Annotated in this window: 16 protein-coding genes and 1 riboswitch; of the genes, 11 read left to right on the top strand and 5 right to left on the bottom strand. The window is 72.0% G+C overall.

Annotated elements, in window-relative coordinates:
- Position 1 precedes the first annotated feature (1 nt).
- On the top strand, positions 2 to 928 hold the full coding sequence (gene fmt, locus MED01_RS28520; RefSeq protein ID WP_238671592.1) for a methionyl-tRNA formyltransferase: 927 nt from the start codon (positions 2 to 4) through the stop codon (positions 926 to 928).
- On the top strand, positions 883 to 2,361 hold the full coding sequence (locus MED01_RS28515) for an RsmB/NOP family class I SAM-dependent RNA methyltransferase (RefSeq protein ID WP_274526412.1): 1,479 nt from the start codon (positions 883 to 885) through the stop codon (positions 2,359 to 2,361). The genes fmt and MED01_RS28515 overlap by 46 nt, the downstream gene beginning before the upstream one ends.
- A gap of 85 nt (positions 2,362 to 2,446) precedes the next feature.
- On the opposite strand, the gene MED01_RS28510 is transcribed toward MED01_RS28515, so the two are convergent.
- A complete protein-coding gene (locus MED01_RS28510) occupies positions 2,447 to 3,337 on the bottom strand; it encodes a septum formation family protein (RefSeq protein WP_238671626.1) in 891 nt (296 codons plus the stop codon).
- Between the two features lie 82 nt (positions 3,338 to 3,419).
- Positions 3,420 to 4,310, bottom strand: coding sequence for a septum formation family protein (locus MED01_RS28505; protein WP_238671590.1), 891 nt, complete (start codon positions 4,308 to 4,310; stop codon positions 3,420 to 3,422).
- Between the two features lie 254 nt (positions 4,311 to 4,564).
- On the opposite strand from MED01_RS28505, the gene rpe reads away from it, so the two are divergent.
- The 7 genes from rpe to ribH all read left to right on the top strand — a co-directional run bounded on the left by rpe (position 4,565) and on the right by ribH (position 10,781).
- Positions 4,565 to 5,245: a ribulose-phosphate 3-epimerase gene (gene rpe, locus MED01_RS28500; protein ID WP_238671589.1), complete on the top strand. Its 681-nt coding sequence runs from the start codon at positions 4,565 to 4,567 to the stop codon at positions 5,243 to 5,245.
- A 1-nt stretch (position 5,246) separates the two neighbouring features.
- Complete coding sequence (locus tag MED01_RS28495) at positions 5,247 to 6,203, top strand: response regulator (protein WP_238671588.1); 957 nt, start codon at positions 5,247 to 5,249, stop codon at positions 6,201 to 6,203.
- A 78-nt stretch (positions 6,204 to 6,281) separates the two neighbouring features.
- Positions 6,282 to 6,452: riboswitch (FMN riboswitch) on the top strand.
- Between the two features lie 167 nt (positions 6,453 to 6,619).
- Positions 6,620 to 7,681: a bifunctional diaminohydroxyphosphoribosylaminopyrimidine deaminase/5-amino-6-(5-phosphoribosylamino)uracil reductase RibD gene (ribD, locus tag MED01_RS28490; RefSeq protein WP_238671587.1), complete on the top strand. Its 1,062-nt coding sequence runs from the start codon at positions 6,620 to 6,622 to the stop codon at positions 7,679 to 7,681.
- A 1-nt stretch (position 7,682) separates the two neighbouring features.
- The gene (locus tag MED01_RS28485; protein WP_238671586.1) at positions 7,683 to 8,327 is read left to right on the top strand and encodes a riboflavin synthase; all 645 of its coding nucleotides are present in this window, start codon (positions 7,683 to 7,685) and stop codon (positions 8,325 to 8,327) included.
- Positions 8,327 to 9,016, top strand: a complete 690-nt coding sequence (gene pnuC, locus MED01_RS28480) for a nicotinamide riboside transporter PnuC (RefSeq protein WP_112584599.1) — start codon at positions 8,327 to 8,329, stop codon at positions 9,014 to 9,016. The genes MED01_RS28485 and pnuC overlap by 1 nt, the downstream gene beginning before the upstream one ends.
- Entirely contained in the window at positions 9,013 to 10,278 is a 1,266-nt protein-coding gene (locus MED01_RS28475) for a bifunctional 3,4-dihydroxy-2-butanone-4-phosphate synthase/GTP cyclohydrolase II (protein ID WP_238671585.1), read from the top strand. The genes pnuC and MED01_RS28475 overlap by 4 nt, the downstream gene beginning before the upstream one ends.
- 2 nt (positions 10,279 to 10,280) lie before the next feature.
- Positions 10,281 to 10,781 carry a 6,7-dimethyl-8-ribityllumazine synthase gene (gene ribH, locus MED01_RS28470; protein ID WP_091401939.1) on the top strand — a complete coding sequence of 167 codons (501 nt, stop codon included), beginning with the start codon at positions 10,281 to 10,283 and terminating at the stop codon, positions 10,779 to 10,781.
- A gap of 70 nt (positions 10,782 to 10,851) precedes the next feature.
- Here ribH and MED01_RS28465 read toward each other — a convergent pair whose 3' ends face one another.
- From MED01_RS28465 to MED01_RS28455, 3 genes are read right to left on the bottom strand one after another with little or no spacing between them, the layout of a single operon-like run.
- On the bottom strand, positions 10,852 to 11,595 hold the full coding sequence (locus MED01_RS28465; protein ID WP_274526410.1) for an amino acid ABC transporter ATP-binding protein: 744 nt from the start codon (positions 11,593 to 11,595) through the stop codon (positions 10,852 to 10,854).
- Between the two features lie 3 nt (positions 11,596 to 11,598).
- Entirely contained in the window at positions 11,599 to 12,444 is an 846-nt protein-coding gene (locus tag MED01_RS28460) for an amino acid ABC transporter permease (RefSeq protein WP_372493741.1), read from the bottom strand.
- On the bottom strand, positions 12,441 to 13,304 hold the full coding sequence (locus MED01_RS28455) for an ABC transporter substrate-binding protein (protein WP_238671584.1): 864 nt from the start codon (positions 13,302 to 13,304) through the stop codon (positions 12,441 to 12,443). The genes MED01_RS28460 and MED01_RS28455 overlap by 4 nt, the downstream gene beginning before the upstream one ends.
- Before the next feature lie 133 nt (positions 13,305 to 13,437).
- Here MED01_RS28455 and MED01_RS28450 point away from each other — a divergent pair, with 133 nt between their 5' ends.
- Positions 13,438 to 13,701, top strand: a complete 264-nt coding sequence (locus tag MED01_RS28450; protein ID WP_110566078.1) for a phosphoribosyl-ATP diphosphatase — start codon at positions 13,438 to 13,440, stop codon at positions 13,699 to 13,701.
- Between the two features lie 49 nt (positions 13,702 to 13,750).
- A complete protein-coding gene (hisG, locus tag MED01_RS28445) occupies positions 13,751 to 14,596 on the top strand; it encodes an ATP phosphoribosyltransferase (RefSeq protein WP_238671583.1) in 846 nt (281 codons plus the stop codon).
- Positions 14,597 to 14,950: the final 354 nt, after the last annotated feature.

Below are 14,950 nucleotides of genomic sequence, written 5' to 3'. Positions count from 1 at the left end.
GATGCGCGTGATCTTCGCCGGTACGCCGGCCGTCGCCGTTCCCGCCCTGGCCGCCGTCGCCGCCTCCCGACACGAGCTGGTGGCAGTGGTCACCCGACCCGACGCGCCCGCCGGGCGTGGGCGGGGCCTGTCCCGCTCGCCGGTCGGCGCGTGGGCCGACGAGCACGGCGTCGAGGTGCTCACACCGGCCCGCCCCCGCGAGCCGGAGTTCCTCGACCGGCTGCGCGAGTTGGAGCCGGACTGCGTGCCGGTGGTCGCCTACGGCGCGCTGGTGCCGCCGGCGGCCCTGGAGATCCCCCGGCACGGCTGGATCAACCTGCACTTCTCCCTGCTGCCCGCGTGGCGTGGCGCCGCACCCGTGCAGCACGCCGTGCTGCACGGTGACGAGCTGACCGGGGCCAGCGTCTTCCAGTTGGAGGAGGGCCTGGACACCGGCCCGGTCTACGGCACGCTGACCGACGAGATCCGCGCCACCGACACCTCAGGCGACCTGCTGGGGCGGCTCGCCGATTCCGGCGCCGGGCTGCTGGTGGCGGTGCTCGACGCGATCGCCGACGGCACCGCCCGCGCCGAGCCGCAGCCGGCCGACGGGGTGTCGCTGGCGCCGAAGCTGACAGTGGATGACGCGCGGGTGCGCTGGAGCGACCCGGCCTTCGCCGTGGACCGGCGGATCCGGGCCTGCACGCCCGCTCCGGGTGGCTGGACCACGTTCCGCGACGAGCGGGTGAAACTCGGCCCGGTCGTCCCGGTGCCCGACGGCCCCGAGCTGAAGCCGGGGGAGTTGCTGGTGGAGAAGTCCCGGGTGCTGGCCGGCACGGCGACAGTGCCGGTACGTCTCGGCGAGGTCCGCGCCGCGGGCAAGCGGGCGATGGACGCTACCGACTGGGCGCGCGGCGTCCGGGTCGGCACTGGAGAGGACTTCGCGTGACGGCACCGGAGGGAACCCGACCGACGCGCTCCGGCCCGTCGACCGGCCGTGGCGGGGACCGGCGTCCGGTCCGACCACCGCTGGACCGACCGCGCCGCGCCGCGTACGAGGCGGTGGCGGCGGTGCACCGGGACGACGCGTTCGCCAACCTGGTGCTGCCCATCATCCTGCGGGAAGAGGGGTTGTTCGGTCGGGACGCGGCCTTCGCCACCGAGCTGACCTACGGCACCCTGCGCCACCTGGGCACGTTGGACGCGATCCTGACCGACGCTGCCGGCCGGGACGTGGCCCGGATCGACCCGCCGGTACGCGACGCGCTGCGGCTCGGGGCGTACCAACTCCTGCACACCCGGGTGCCCCCGCACGCCGCTGTCTCCTCGACTGTGGATCTGGTCCGTTCGGTAGCACCGGGCGCCACCGGTTTCGCCAACGCGGTGCTGCGCGAGGTGTCCACCCGTGACGCGGACGCCTGGGTGGCGAAGCTCGCTCCACCGATGGAGACCGACCCGGTCGGGCACCTCGCGCTGGCGTACAGCCACCCGCAGTGGATCGTGCGGGCCTTCTCCGAGGCGCTCGGCGGCGATCTGGGTGAGACGGAGCGTCTCCTGATCGAGGACAATGAGCGCCCGCCGGTGCACCTGTGCGCCCGGCCCGGCCTGATCGACCCGGTCGAGCTAGCCGACCAGGTCGGTGGTGCGCCGGGTGCCTTCTCGCCGTACGCCGTCTATCTGCCCGGCGGGTCGCCGGGCGACATCCCGGCGGTGGTCGACGGCCGGGCCCACGTCCAGGACGAGGGCTCCCAGTTGGTGGCCACCGCGCTCGCCGACGCGCCGCTGGACGGCCCGGACGGACGGTGGCTGGACCTGTGCGCCGGCCCGGGTGGCAAGGCCGGGCTGCTCGGCGCGTTGGCCGCGCAGCGGGGTGCCCGGGTGACAGCGGTGGAGGTGGCCGAGCACCGCGCCCGGCTGGTCTCCCTGGCGACCCGGGACCTGCCGGTGGCCGTGCTGACCATGGACGGCCGTGAGGTCGGCGGCGACCCGAAACTGCCGGAGCAGCACTTCGACAGGGTGCTTGTCGACGCGCCGTGTACCGGGCTGGGGTCGCTGCGTCGTCGGCCGGAGTCGCGCTGGCGTCGCCAACCGTCCGACCTGCCGCCGCTGACCCGGCTGCAACGGGAACTGCTCGGCGCGGCGCTGCGGGCGGTCCGCCCGGGTGGCCTGGTCGCCTATGTCACCTGTTCGCCGCACACCGTCGAGACGCACGTGACGGTGACCGAGGCGGCCCGCCGTAGCGGGGTTCCGGTGGACTTCGTGGACGCCCGCCCGCTGCTGCCGGCCGGCATGCCCGGTCTCGGTGACGGGCCGACAGTGCAGCTCTGGCCACACCGCCACGGCACCGACGCGATGTTCCTCGCCGTCCTGCGCCGAGGCTGATCTGTTCCATGCGTCCGGCCGGTCAGCCGACCGGCCGGACGCCGTGCGTTCACGCTCGGCTCGACCGAGGGCTTTGACACAGGCCCTAGGTGACCGGGAGGCCCTTGGTGCCGGCGTTCTTCATCGAGCGGGTCAGGTTCCGGTCGGAGATCCAGAGGAAGCACTGCACGCCCCGGTTCCCGTTGCGCCACTCCTCCTCGTACGGCTGGTAGTAGATCGTGCCGGCGCGGAAGTCGAGCTGGGAGTTGTCCGGAACCTTGGCGTACTTGGCGATCATCGTCTGGCAGGCCCGGTGGGTCCGCTTGGTGCTGCGGGTGAACTCGGCGTAGCTGGTGTCCGGCGCCTGCCAGACGCCGACGAACTCGGCGTGGTGCTTCGCGGTGCAGGAGACCGGCACCATCTCGTCGATGTCGTCCTTCACCAGCTTCGGGTTGAAGCAGCGGTACGCCAGCGGGGCCGCTCCGGACAGCGCGCCCCGGAGGGTGCCGGTGCGCAGGTCGACCGCCGTGTCGTCGATGCTGGCGATCTCGGTGACGTCGCAGCGGTACCAGCGGGCTCCGCCCGACCAGGCCTGCGGCGACGGCAGCACGACGGTCAGGCCGAGTCGCCCGGAACGCCAGTCGGCCCCCACCGCCTTGTTGACAGCCGTGTCGCACCCGGTCTGCGCGGCCCGCATGCCGGCCGAGCCGGGCTGCGGGGGCGTGCCGCCGTCGGCGCCCGGGCCGGTGAGGGTGCCGACGTGCATGGTCTCCACCCGGTGCGCCTCGGTGCACGCCGTCGGGTTGTAGCCGGTCAGGAAGCCGACCTGCTGGGAGCTCTGGTGGCAGACGTCGGCAGCGGGGACGAACTGCTGCGCCGCGACGGGCGCCGGCCAGTCGTCGATGAGGTCACTGTCGATGCCGGCGGGTGCGCCGCACCCGGCCAGCGCCAGGGCCAGCGCCCCACCCCCGGCGAACGCCGCCAGCCACCGTCGCATCCCGACCTCCCGCCGCTGCTGGCCCCCGACCGGACCCGGCCGGTCGATAGCGCCACGGCGCAGCAGCATACGGCAACGATGCTCAGATCGCGGGCAGTCCCTCGGGACCGGCGCCGCGCATCGAGCGGGTGAGTTTGCGGTCGTCGCTCCACAGGAAACAGCGCACTCCACGGTCGCCCTCCTCCCACTCCCGCTGCGACGGCGGGTAGTAGATGGACCCGGCCCGGTACGGCAGCTCGCTGTTGTTGGGCACCGCGGCGTACTCGGCGATCAGCGCCATGCAGCGCTGGTGGGCCTGTTCGGCGGACTTGGCGAACTCCGCCCAGCTCATGTCACGTTCCTCGTAGACGCCAACGAACTCGGCGCGGTGCGGCTCGGTGCAGAGCACCGGCGCCATGTAGTTGAGGTTGTCGCCGATCAGCTTGGGGTCGAAGCAGCGGTGCGTCAGCGGCGTGTCGCCGATCAACGCGCCGCGCAGGCTGCCGGTGCGGTTCACCGGGCGGGTGTTGTCGATGCTGCCGGTCTCGCTGATGTCGCAGCGGAACCAGCGGGCGCCGCCGGCCCAGGCGGCCGTGGACGGCAACGCGAGGGACAGCGCGAGTCGGGCCGTGTGCCAGTCGCCGCCGAGCACCTGCCGGGCCCGCTGGTCGCACTCGGCGCGAGCCGTGCGCAGCGCCGAAGATCCGGGTTCCGGTCGGGCCTCGGTCAGCGCGTCGGGCCCGACGAAGGTGCCGACGTGGATGGTCTCGGCCAGGTGGTTGCGTGCGCAGTCCACCGTCTCGTACGTGCTGGCCTGCACGACAGTGGCGATCCGCGGCAGGCAGGTGTCGGTGGCGGGGGTGAACGGCTTCGGAACCCGCAGCGTCGGCCAGTCGTCGGTGAGATCACCGTCCGCGCCCCGGGCCGGCGTGCAGCCGGCCAGCAGCATCGTCGTGACGCTGGCCAGCACCAGCGCTGGAAGCCACCGTCGCATCGTCCGCCCTCCCGGGAGCTGGCGGCCGGTCGCCGCGCCCCGCGGCGAGACCCCGGCGGGCGTGCAGCCTACGGCACCGTCCCGGTTGGAGTGTCGTCGCGTTTCCGTCGATCGGCCAGTGGCTGATGTCTGTTCGTCCGGATTCGGAGGTCCGGAGCGTCCAATTCTGCACCAATGGTCATTGCTGGGTCACAGGGCGTCCCCAAAGGTGCCGCGATGCGGGTGGCGGGTGGCCACGTTCGTACACTGGCCCCGTGACCGTACCGCCGCCGATCGTCGCGCCGAGCATCCTGGCCGCCGATTTCGCCCGACTCGCCGAAGAGGTCCGTGCCGTCGAGGACGCCGCGGACTGGTTGCACGTCGACGTGATGGACAACCATTTCGTGCCGAACCTGACCATTGGGCTGCCCGTGGTGCAGAGCCTGCGGGCCGTCACGGCGATGCCCTTCGACGTGCACCTGATGATCGAGGACCCGCGCCGGTGGGCCCCCGGGTACGCCGACGCCGGGGCGTACAACGTCACCTTCCACGCGGAGGCGTCCGACGACCCGGTGGCGCTCGCCAAGGACCTGCGTTCGGCCGGTGCGAAGGCGGGCCTGGCCATCGACCGGGACACCCCGATCGAGCCCTACCTGGACCTGTTGCCCAGCTTCGACACCCTGCTGATCATGACGATCAAGGCGGGTTTCGGTGGGCAGCGGTTCATTCCGCAGCTGCTGGAGAAGGTGCGGACGGCCCGGCGGCACGCGTCGGCCGGGCACCTGGAGCTGCGCATCGAGGTGGACGGCGGTATCGCTGCCGACACCATCGAGCAGGCGGCAGCGGCGGGCGCCGACGCGTTCGTGGCCGGCACCGCCGTGTACGGGGCCGCCGACCCGGCAGAGGCGGTACGGCACCTGCGGGCACTGGCGGAACGCGCGGCGCCCGGGGCCTGAGGTGGAGCCCGAGGCCGACCGCAAGGACATCATTCTCGTCGTCGACGACGACGAGGACATCGCCCGGTTCGTCGAGTTCAACCTGCGGCTGCACGGCTTCGAGGTGATCCACGCCAACGACGGCCAGGAGGCGCTGGAGGTCATCGAGCGCCAGCGGCCGGACCTGGCGGTGGTCGACCTCATGATGCCCCGGATCGACGGGCTGGAGCTGACCCGCCGGCTGCGCGCCGACCCGATGACGTCCGCTCTTCCGGTGATCATGCTGACCGCCAAGGGGATGACGGTCGACAAGGTGCACGGGCTCAGCGCCGGCGCGGACGACTACCTGGTCAAGCCGTTCGACACCGCGGAGCTGGTGGCCCGGGTCTCGTCCACGTTGCGCCGCAACAAGGAGTTCCGGGAGGTCTCCCCGCTGACCGGGCTGCCCGGCAACAGCCGGATCCGTCGGGAGATCAGCGATCGGGTCCGAAACGGCGTGGACTACGCCGTCGGCTACGTCGACATCGACCGGTTCAAGAGCGTCAACGACCGGTACGGCTTCGTGCGTGGCGACGACTTCATCTCCGCGCTGGCCCGCAGCCTGCACCGGGCGGTGGTGGGCGTCGGCCTGCCACCGGCCTTCCTCGGTCACGTCGGCGGTGACGACTTCGTCATCGTCTGCGCCCCGGACCAGGTGCGCCCACTGACGTCCCGGGCGGTCGTCGACTTCGAGAACGCCGCCGACACGCTCTACGACCAGACCGACCGGGAGCGCGGCTTCGTCGAGTTGAAGGATCGGCGCGGCAACATCCGGCGGGCTGCCCTGGTCACGCTCTCCATCGGGGTGTCCCTCTCCGACGCCGGCAAGCGGTTCACCGACCCGCTCGAAGCGATAGCGGTGGCCTCGGAGATGAAGACGGTGGCCAAGAGTCAACCGGGCTCCTACGTGGCGGTGGACCGGCGTCGCGGCGTCACCTGAGCGTGATAGCGCTGTGAAGTAGCTCGCCTAGGTGGCGGCAGAGCCGGATCGGCGTGTAAGACTTCCCGTGTACCCACCACGCGCTGGCGGGACTCGGTGAAATTCCGAACCGGCGGTGATCCACGGTCCAACCGTGGTCAGCCCGCGACCCGGACGGCTCTGCCGTCCGGTGGACCTGGTGAAAATCCGGGGCCGACGGTTGGGGGCGGTTCGTCCGCGCCCAGACAGTCCGGATGGGAGACAGCGCGCGGGACGGACGGGTCCGAGCCGGCCGCTGGCTTCAGCGTGCCGTGCCGACCCTCCCGGGGCGGCTGTGCCGTTCCCGGAATCCGCCACCGCCTGCCAGTGGCCCCATGGCCACCGCCTCCCTGACCGCCCGCGCGCGGACCGGCGAGTGAGAGGGCAGGGGCAGGGCGATGGCCAGCGTCTCCGTTGATGAGGCGATGCGGCGTGCGATCGAGTTGGCAGCGCGCGGGCTCGGCACCACCAGCCCCAACCCCGTGGTCGGGTGCGTGCTCCTCGACGCCGACGGCGAGGTGGTGGGCGAGGGCTTCCACGCCTACGCCGGGGGGCCGCACGCCGAGATCGTCGCCCTGGCGCAGGCCGGGCAGCGGGCCAAGGGCGGCACAGCTGTCGTCACACTGGAACCCTGCGACCACACCGGCCGCACCGGCCCCTGTAGTTCCGCGCTCGTCCAGGCCGGGGTGGGCCGGGTGGTCATCGCCGTACCCGACCCGACCCCTGTCGCTTCCGGGGGCGCCGCCACCTTGCGCGCCGCCGGGGTCCGGGTCGATCTGGGGGTACGCGGCGAGGAGGCCGAGGCCGGCAACGTCGCGTGGTTGACCTCGATGCGCCGCGGCTGGCCGTACGTGATCTGGAAGTACGCCGCCACGCTCGACGGGCGCTCCGCCGCGGTGGACGGCACCAGCATGTGGATCACCTCGGAGGCGGCCCGGATCGACGTGCACGCGCTGCGCGGCACCGTCGACGCGGTCATCGCCGGGGTGGGCACGGTGCTCGCCGACGACCCCCGGTTGACCGCCCGCAACCTGCGCGACGGCAGCCTGGCCATCCGGCAGCCGCTGCGGGTGGTGGTGGACAGCTCGGGGCGTACCCCGGCTGACGCCCGGGTCCGCGACGGCGCCGCGCGCACGTGGATCGCGACCGCCGACGAGGTCGGCGCCGACCCGGACGGCCGGGTCGACCTGTCGGCGCTGCTCGCGGCGCTGCACCAGCGCGGGGTCCGTGCGGTGCTGCTGGAGGGCGGCCCCCGGCTGGCCGGCGCGTTCCTGGAGGCCGGCCTGGTCGACAAGATCGTCGGGTACGTCGCGCCGCGGTTGCTCGGCGCCGGCCCGACCGCTCTGGTCGACGCGGGAGTGACCACCATCGCCGAGGCCATCGATCTGGAGTTCGTCGACGTTACGCAGATCGGTCCGGATCTCCGGATCACCGCTTTGCCCCGCAAAAGGGAGGGCTGAGATGTTCACCGGCATTATCGAGGAATTGGGCGAGATCGTCCGGGTGGCGCCGACGGCAGGCGATTCGGCGCTGCTGGGCGTACGCGGCCCGTTGGTCACGTCCGACGCCCGGCACGGCGACTCGATCGCCGTCAACGGTGTCTGCCTGACCGTCGTGGAGGTGGCCGACGGTGTCTTCACCGCCGACGTGATGGGGGAGACGCTGCGCCGCTCCGCGCTGGGCGCGCTGCGCCCCGGCGACCCGGTCAACCTGGAGCGGGCCGCCGCGCTCGGCAGCCGGCTCGGCGGGCACCTGGTGCAGGGCCACGTCGACGGCGTCGGTGAGCTGATCTCCCGGGAGCCGGCCGAGCAGTGGGAGACCGTCCGGTTCCGACTGCCCGCCGCCCTGTCCCGGTACGTGGTGGAGAAGGGCTCGATCACCATCGACGGTGTCTCGTTGACGGTGGTCGCCGTCGGCGCGGACGAGTTCGCCGTCGGGTTGATCCCGACCACGCTGAAGCTGACCACGCTCGGCGCGAAGGGCGTCGGCGACCCGGTCAACCTGGAGGTCGACGTGCTGGCCAAGTACGTCGAGCGGCTGCTCGGCGACCGGCTCACCCACGCCGACGCCAGCGGGGCTGCCGCGCAGCCGGGCGGGGTGGCGTGATGGGTCCGCTCAGTTGGCTGCTGGACGCCCAGGTGCACGTAGCCGGCTCTCCGGTGCTGGCCAGGGAGATCGTCGGCAACGCGTTCGGGCTGGTCTCGGCGCTGCTCGGGTTGCGCCGGCTGGTCTGGGCGTGGCCGGTCGGCATGATCGGTAACGCGCTGCTCCTCACCGTCTTCCTCGGCGGGGTGTTCGCCACCCCGCAGGAGCACGACCTGTACGGGCAGGCCGGCCGGCAGGTGTTCTTCTTCGCGGTCAGCGTCTACGGCTGGTGGCGCTGGCAGCGCAACCGTCGCGCCGACGCCGGGCAGGCCGCGGTCGTGCCGCGCTGGGCCACCGGACGGGAGCGACTGATGCTGCTGGTGGCCGCCGTGATCGGCACCGCCGCGGCGTACCCGCTGCTCAAGGCCCTGGGCTCGTGGGGCCCTCTGCCCGACGCCTGGATCCTCACCGGCAGCCTGCTGGCCACGTACGGCATGGCCCGCGGCTGGGTGGAGTTCTGGCTGCTCTGGATCGCCGTGGACGCGGTGGGCGTGCCGCTGCTGCTGCGCGGCGGGTTCTACCCCTCGGCCGTCATGTACCTGATCTACGGCGCCCTCTGCGTCTGGGGCTTCGCCGCCTGGTGGCGCACCTCCCGCGCCGCCCGACCGGCGACCGTCCGTACGCCCATCTACACGGAGGCTGTCGCATGACCAGTTTTGGGGATATCGAGCAGGCGGTCGCGGACATCGCGGCCGGCCGGCCGGTCGTCGTGGTCGACGACGCGGACCGCGAGAACGAGGGCGACCTGATCTTCGCGGCCGAGTTGGCCACGCCGGAGCTGATGGCGTTCATGGTCCGCCACACCTCCGGGTACGTCTGCGTGGCGCTGACCGAGAGCGAAGCCGACCGGCTCGACCTGCCGCCGATGCACCACACCAACCAGGACCGGCGCGGCACCGCGTACACGGTGACAGTGGACGCCCGCGAGGGGGTCAGCACCGGCATCTCGGCGGCCGACCGCGCACACACCAGCCGGTTGCTCGCCGGCGCGGCGACCGACCCCACCGACCTGTCCCGCCCCGGGCACGTGGTGCCGCTTCGCGCTCGCGAGGGCGGGGTGCTGCGCCGACCGGGGCACACCGAGGCGGGGATCGACCTGACCCGGCTCGCCGGGCTGCGTCCGGCCGGCGTGCTCTGCGAGCTGGTGAACGACGACGGCACCATGATGCGCCTGCCGGACCTGGAGAAGTTCTCCGCCGAGCACGGCCTCACGCTGGTCACCATCGCCGACCTGATCGCCTACCGTCGGCGTACCGAGAAGCAGGTCGAGCTGGTCGCCGACGCCCGGATGCCGACGAAGCACGGGGTCTTCCGGGCGCTCGGCTACCGCGCCGAGCACGACCCGGCCGAACATGTCGCGATGGTGCTGGGTGACCTCGGTGACGGCCAGGACGTGCTGGTCCGGGTGCACTCCGAGTGCCTGACCGGGGACGTGTTCGGCTCGCTGCGCTGCGACTGCGGGCCGCAGCTGGATGCCGCACTGGCTCGGGTCGGGCAGGAAGGCCGGGGCGTGGTGCTCTACGTCCGGGGGCACGAGGGACGCGGCATCGGCCTGCTGCACAAGTTGCAGGCGTACCAGTTGCAGGACCTGGGCCGCGACACCGTCGACGCCAACCTCGACCTGGGTCTGCCGGCCGACGCACGCGACTACGGCACCGGCGCGCAGATCCTCTACGACCTGGGCGTGCGGTCGATGCGGCTGCTGACGAACAACCCGGCCAAGCGGGCCGGGCTGGAGGGGTACGGGTTGACCATCACCGGCCGCGAGGGGCTGCCGGTCGGCGCGCACCCGGAGAACATGCGCTACCTGCGCACCAAGCGGGACCGGATGGGTCACCTGCTGGACGAGTTGGACGAGGTGTCCGAGGCGCCGCTGGGGCGTCCGGTCGCCAACGACGAGATCGGAGCATGACGATGGCGGGTTTCGGTGAGCCGGGAGTCGAGGCGGTCGACGCCGCGGGGCTGACCGTCGGGGTCGTTGCCGCCCGCTGGCACGGCGAGCTGACCGACCACATGCTGGAGCGTGCGGTGGCAGCCGCCGAGGCGTGCGGCGCGCGTTCCGTGGTCGCCCGGGTTGCCGGCTCGGTCGAGCTGCCGGTGGTCGCGCAGGCCCTCGCCCGCCGCTGCGACGTGGTGGTCGCCCTCGGCGTGGTGGTCCGGGGTTCCACCGCCCACTTCGACTACGTCTGCCGTTCGGTCACCGACGGGCTGACCCGGGTGGCGTTGGACGAGGGCAAGCCGGTGGCGCACGGAGTGTTGACGGTGGAGACCATCGAGCAGGCCCGCGACCGCGCCGGTCTGCCCGGCTCGGCGGAGGACAAGGGCTGGGCCGCCACGGTGGCGGCGCTCGACGCGGCGTTGGCCGTGCGGACCGTTGCGGCGGGCAACGCCCAGCGAGTCGGCTTCGGCGGCTGACGCCTCTGGCGCCTCGACCGCCTCGGCCGTCTCTGGCGCCGCCGCCTCGGCCGTCTCTGAAGGCGGGCCTTCAGAGACGGCCGGCCTCGATGATCCGGCGCAGGAACTGCCGGGTACGAGGCTGCGTCGGCTCGCCGAGCACCTGCCCGGGCGGGCCGCTCTCGACGACCCGCCCGGCGTCGAGGAAGCACACCTGGTCGGCGACCTCCCGGGCGAAGCCCATCTCGTGGGTGGCCAGCACCATTGTCATGCCGTCGGCCTTCAGGTCGCGGATCATCGCCAGCACCTCGCCGACCAGCTCCGGGTCGAGCGCGGAGGTGACCTCGTCGAGCAGCATCAGTCGAGGTGAGTTGGCCAGCGCCCGGACGATGGCCACCCGCTGCTGCTGCCCGCCGGAGAGCCGGTCCGGGTAGGCGTCCGCCTTGGCGCCGAGCCCCACCCGGTCGAGCAGCTCCCGGGCCTGCGCCTCGGCCTCCGCCCGGCCCCGCCCGTGTACGCGGCGCGGCGCGAGAGTGATGTTGTCCAACACGCTCAGGTGCGGAAAGAGGTTGTACGCCTGGAACACCATGCCGATCCGCCGCCGGACCCGGTCCGGGTCCACCCGTGGATCGGAGATGTCCTCCCCGTCCAACTCGATGGTGCCGTCGTCGAGATCGTCCAGCAGGTTGACGCAGCGCAGCAGGGTCGACTTGCCGGACCCGGACGCGCCGATCACTGCCACCACCTGATGCTCGGCGACGGTCAGATCGAGGTGGTCGAGCACGGCGTGCCCGCCGAACTCCTTGCGCAGGCCCCGACAGCGCAACAACGCCATGGGTCAGCCTCCCGACTGTCGGCGGGCAGCGCGTAGCGTCACCCAGTCGGTGACCGCGATCAGCGGGATCGCGAGGAGCACGAAGAGCACCCCCGCCACGACGTACGGCGTGTAGTTGAAGGTCTGGGCGGTGGCGATCTGCGCGGCGCGGACCGCGTCGATCGGCCCGGCCAGCGAGACCAGCCCGACGTCCTTCTGCAACGCCACCACGTCGTTGAGCAGGGGTGGCGCCACCCGGCGGACGGCCTGCGGCAGGACCACGTGCCGCATCGTCTGCCGGTAGGTCAGGCCCAACGAGCGGGCCGCGGCGAGTTGGCTGGAGTGCACCGACTCGATGCCGGCCCGGAACACCTCGGCGAGGTAGCCGCCGTAGGTGAGGACCAACGCGATCCCACCCAGCACCAGCACCGGCGGCATGCCCTGCAACCGCAGCCCCGGCACGCCGAGGGTGAGCAGGTACAAGACGATGATCAACGGTAGGCCGCGGAAGGTGTAGGTGTAGCCGGCGGCCAGCGCGCGGACCGGGAAGAAGACCGGCCCGCGTAGCGTCCGCAGCACCGCGATCACCAGCCCGAGCAGCAGCGCGCCGACCGCACAGCAGGCCAGCAGCCGTACGTTGAGCCACAGCCCGCTCAGCACCGTCGGCAGCGCGTCGCGGGCGATCTCCGGATCCAGGAACGAGCGCCGGACCCGGTTCCAGCCCGGCGCTCCGGTCACCGCGATCACCAGCAGCGTGCCGAGCGCCGCCGTCGAGGACGCCGCGACGAGCACGCTGTAGACGGTCTGCCGACGCCGGTACGCCGACCGCCGCAGCTGCGCCTCCGAGGGCACCTGATCCAGGAGCGTCACCGCAGCTCGGCCGCCCCCGCCACCTGCGCGAGCCACTTCTGTTCCAGCTCCTTCAGGGTGCCCGCCGTGGTGAGCTGACCGACCGCGCCGCTCACGCAGGAGGTCAGTGGGGAGTTCTTGTCCAGCAGCAACCCGAACGCCTCGGGCGTACCGACCTGCGGCACCTGCCCGACGATCGTCGCGTCGGTGATCTCCGCACCGGTGATGTAGAAGGCGGTCGGAAGATCGACCACGAGACCGTCGAGCTGTCCGTTCTGAAGGGCCTTCTTGGCGTCGTCGTTGCTGTTGTAGACGTGCGGCTTGGCGGTTGGCTTGATCACGTCGGTGATCGCCTGGTAGCTGGTGGTGCCGACCTGCGCGCCGAGCCGGGCGTCCCGCAGCTCGGCCAGCGACTTCCGGCCGGCGATCTTCGAGGACTTCAACGCGATGACGGTCTGCCGCACCAGGTAGTACGGCGCGGAGAAGTCGACCGCCTGCTTGCGCTCGTCGGTGATGGAGAACTGGTTGATGTCGAAGTCGAAGTCCTTCGGCCCCGGCGCGATGGCGGTGTCGAACTTGACCCGGATCCAGGTGACGTCGGCGCGGGCGTAGCCGAGCTTCTCGGCCACCGCGTACGCGACAGCGGATTCGAAGCCCTCGCCGCTGTCCGGCTTGTCCTTGGCGAACCACGGCTCGTACGCGGGCTGGTCGGTGGCGATGGTCAGCTTGCCCGGCGTACGCGTGGGCAGGCTGTCCTTGGCGCAGGACGGCGCTGCGGTGACAGTGGGGGTGGGTTTCTCGTCCTGTGGCGCGCATCCGGCGGTGGCTACGACGACGGCACCGGCGAAGGTGAGCGCGAGAAGACGTGAGCGGCTGGCCATGGCGGACAGCGTAGAGCTCCATGGGCATCGATCGACAATTGTCCCACCATGTTGGTAGGGAATTGTCCGCTTACTGGATTTCGACGGACCCGGACGCGCGGTGCCGCCCGGGTGGCTGGAAGAATCGTTCCCCGTGAAGACGTTCGAGGAGTTGTTCGCCGAGCTGCAGGCCAAGGCCGCCGCCGGCACCCCGGGCTCGGGCACCGTCGCCGCGCTGGACAAGGGCGTGCACTTCATCGGCAAGAAGGTCGTCGAGGAGGCGGCCGAGTCGTGGATGGCCGCCGAGCACGAGGGGCCGGAGCGAACCGCCGAGGAGATCTCCCAACTGCTCTACCAGGTCCAGGTGCTGATGCTCGCCAGCGGTCTCGACCTCAAGGACGTCTACCGACATCTGTGAGTGCCCCCACCCCTGTTGATCGCCAACCGGATCGAAGGAGCACTCCGTCATGCTGCGTGTCGCCATTCCCAACAAGGGCACCCTGGCCGAACCGGCCGCCCAGATGCTGCGCGAGGCGGGCTACCGCCAGCGCACCGACCCCAAGGACCTCGTCTGCCGGGACGAGGCCAACGACGTCGAATTCTTCTACCTGCGCCCGAAGGACATCGCCACCTACGTCGGCTCCGGTGACCTCGACCTAGGGATCACCGGCCGGGACCTGCTGATCGACTCGGCCGCGCCGGCCGAGGAGGTCGTCGACCTCGCCTTCGGTCGGGCCACCTTCCGCTTCGCCGCCCGCCCCGACGACATCGCCTCCGTGCAGGAGCTGGGCGGCCACCGCATCGCCACCGCGTACCCGGGGTTGGTCGAACGGCACCTCGGCGACGTGGGCGTCAAGGCCGACGTGATCCGCCTCGACGGCGCTGTGGAGAACGCCGTACGCCTCGGTGTCGCCGACGTCATCGCGGACGTGGTGGAAACCGGCGCGACCCTGCGCCAGGCGGGTCTTGTGGTCTTCGGTGAGCCCCTGCTGCGCTCGTCGGCGGTGCTGGTCCGGCGCGCCGGCGCGCCCGCGCAACCGCAGGCCGAGCAGTTGCTGCGCCGCCTGCACGGTGTGCTGGTGGCCCGCCGCTACGTGATGCTCGCCTACGACGTGCCGGCCGGTCTGCTGGACCGGGCCAGCGGGCTCACCCCCGGCATCGAGTCGCCCACCGTGTCGCCGCTGCACCGCGAAGGTTGGGTGGCGGTGCAGGCGATGGTGCTCCGCGACGACGTGCACCGCATCATGGACGAACTGTACGAACTGGGCGCCCGCGCCATCCTCGTCACCAACATCCACGCCTGCCGCCTCTGACCGTTCTCGTACCCGAGGCGGCTCCGTGGCTTGATCCACTCCGGTTTCTTGAAAAGGGGGTGTCCGCACGCCAGGGACACCCCCTTTTCCCTGAACCCGAGTGGATCTGGCGCGCCGACGCCGACCTTGATGCGCGCGGACCTTGCTGCGCGCGGACCTGGTGCGGGCGGACCTGATGCGACCGGGACCTCGTGGGTCGAACCCGGAGACCCGCAAGGTGGGGCCCGTCCGACGACCACGCCCCGCGAACAGGCGCAAGATCGCCCTCGATCCTGGAAATAGTGGCCTCGACGCCGCCCGATACCACTACATCCAGGATCGAGCACGATCTTGCGGCGGGCGGCGGGCGGCGGG

The sequence above is a fragment of the Micromonospora alfalfae genome, assembly GCF_022230925.1.
In the GTDB taxonomy this organism is placed as follows: Bacteria; Actinomycetota; Actinomycetes; order Mycobacteriales; family Micromonosporaceae; genus Micromonospora; species Micromonospora alfalfae.
The sequence above is the reverse complement of the archived record's forward strand: the minus strand, read 5'-3'. Positions and strand labels throughout refer to the sequence as shown.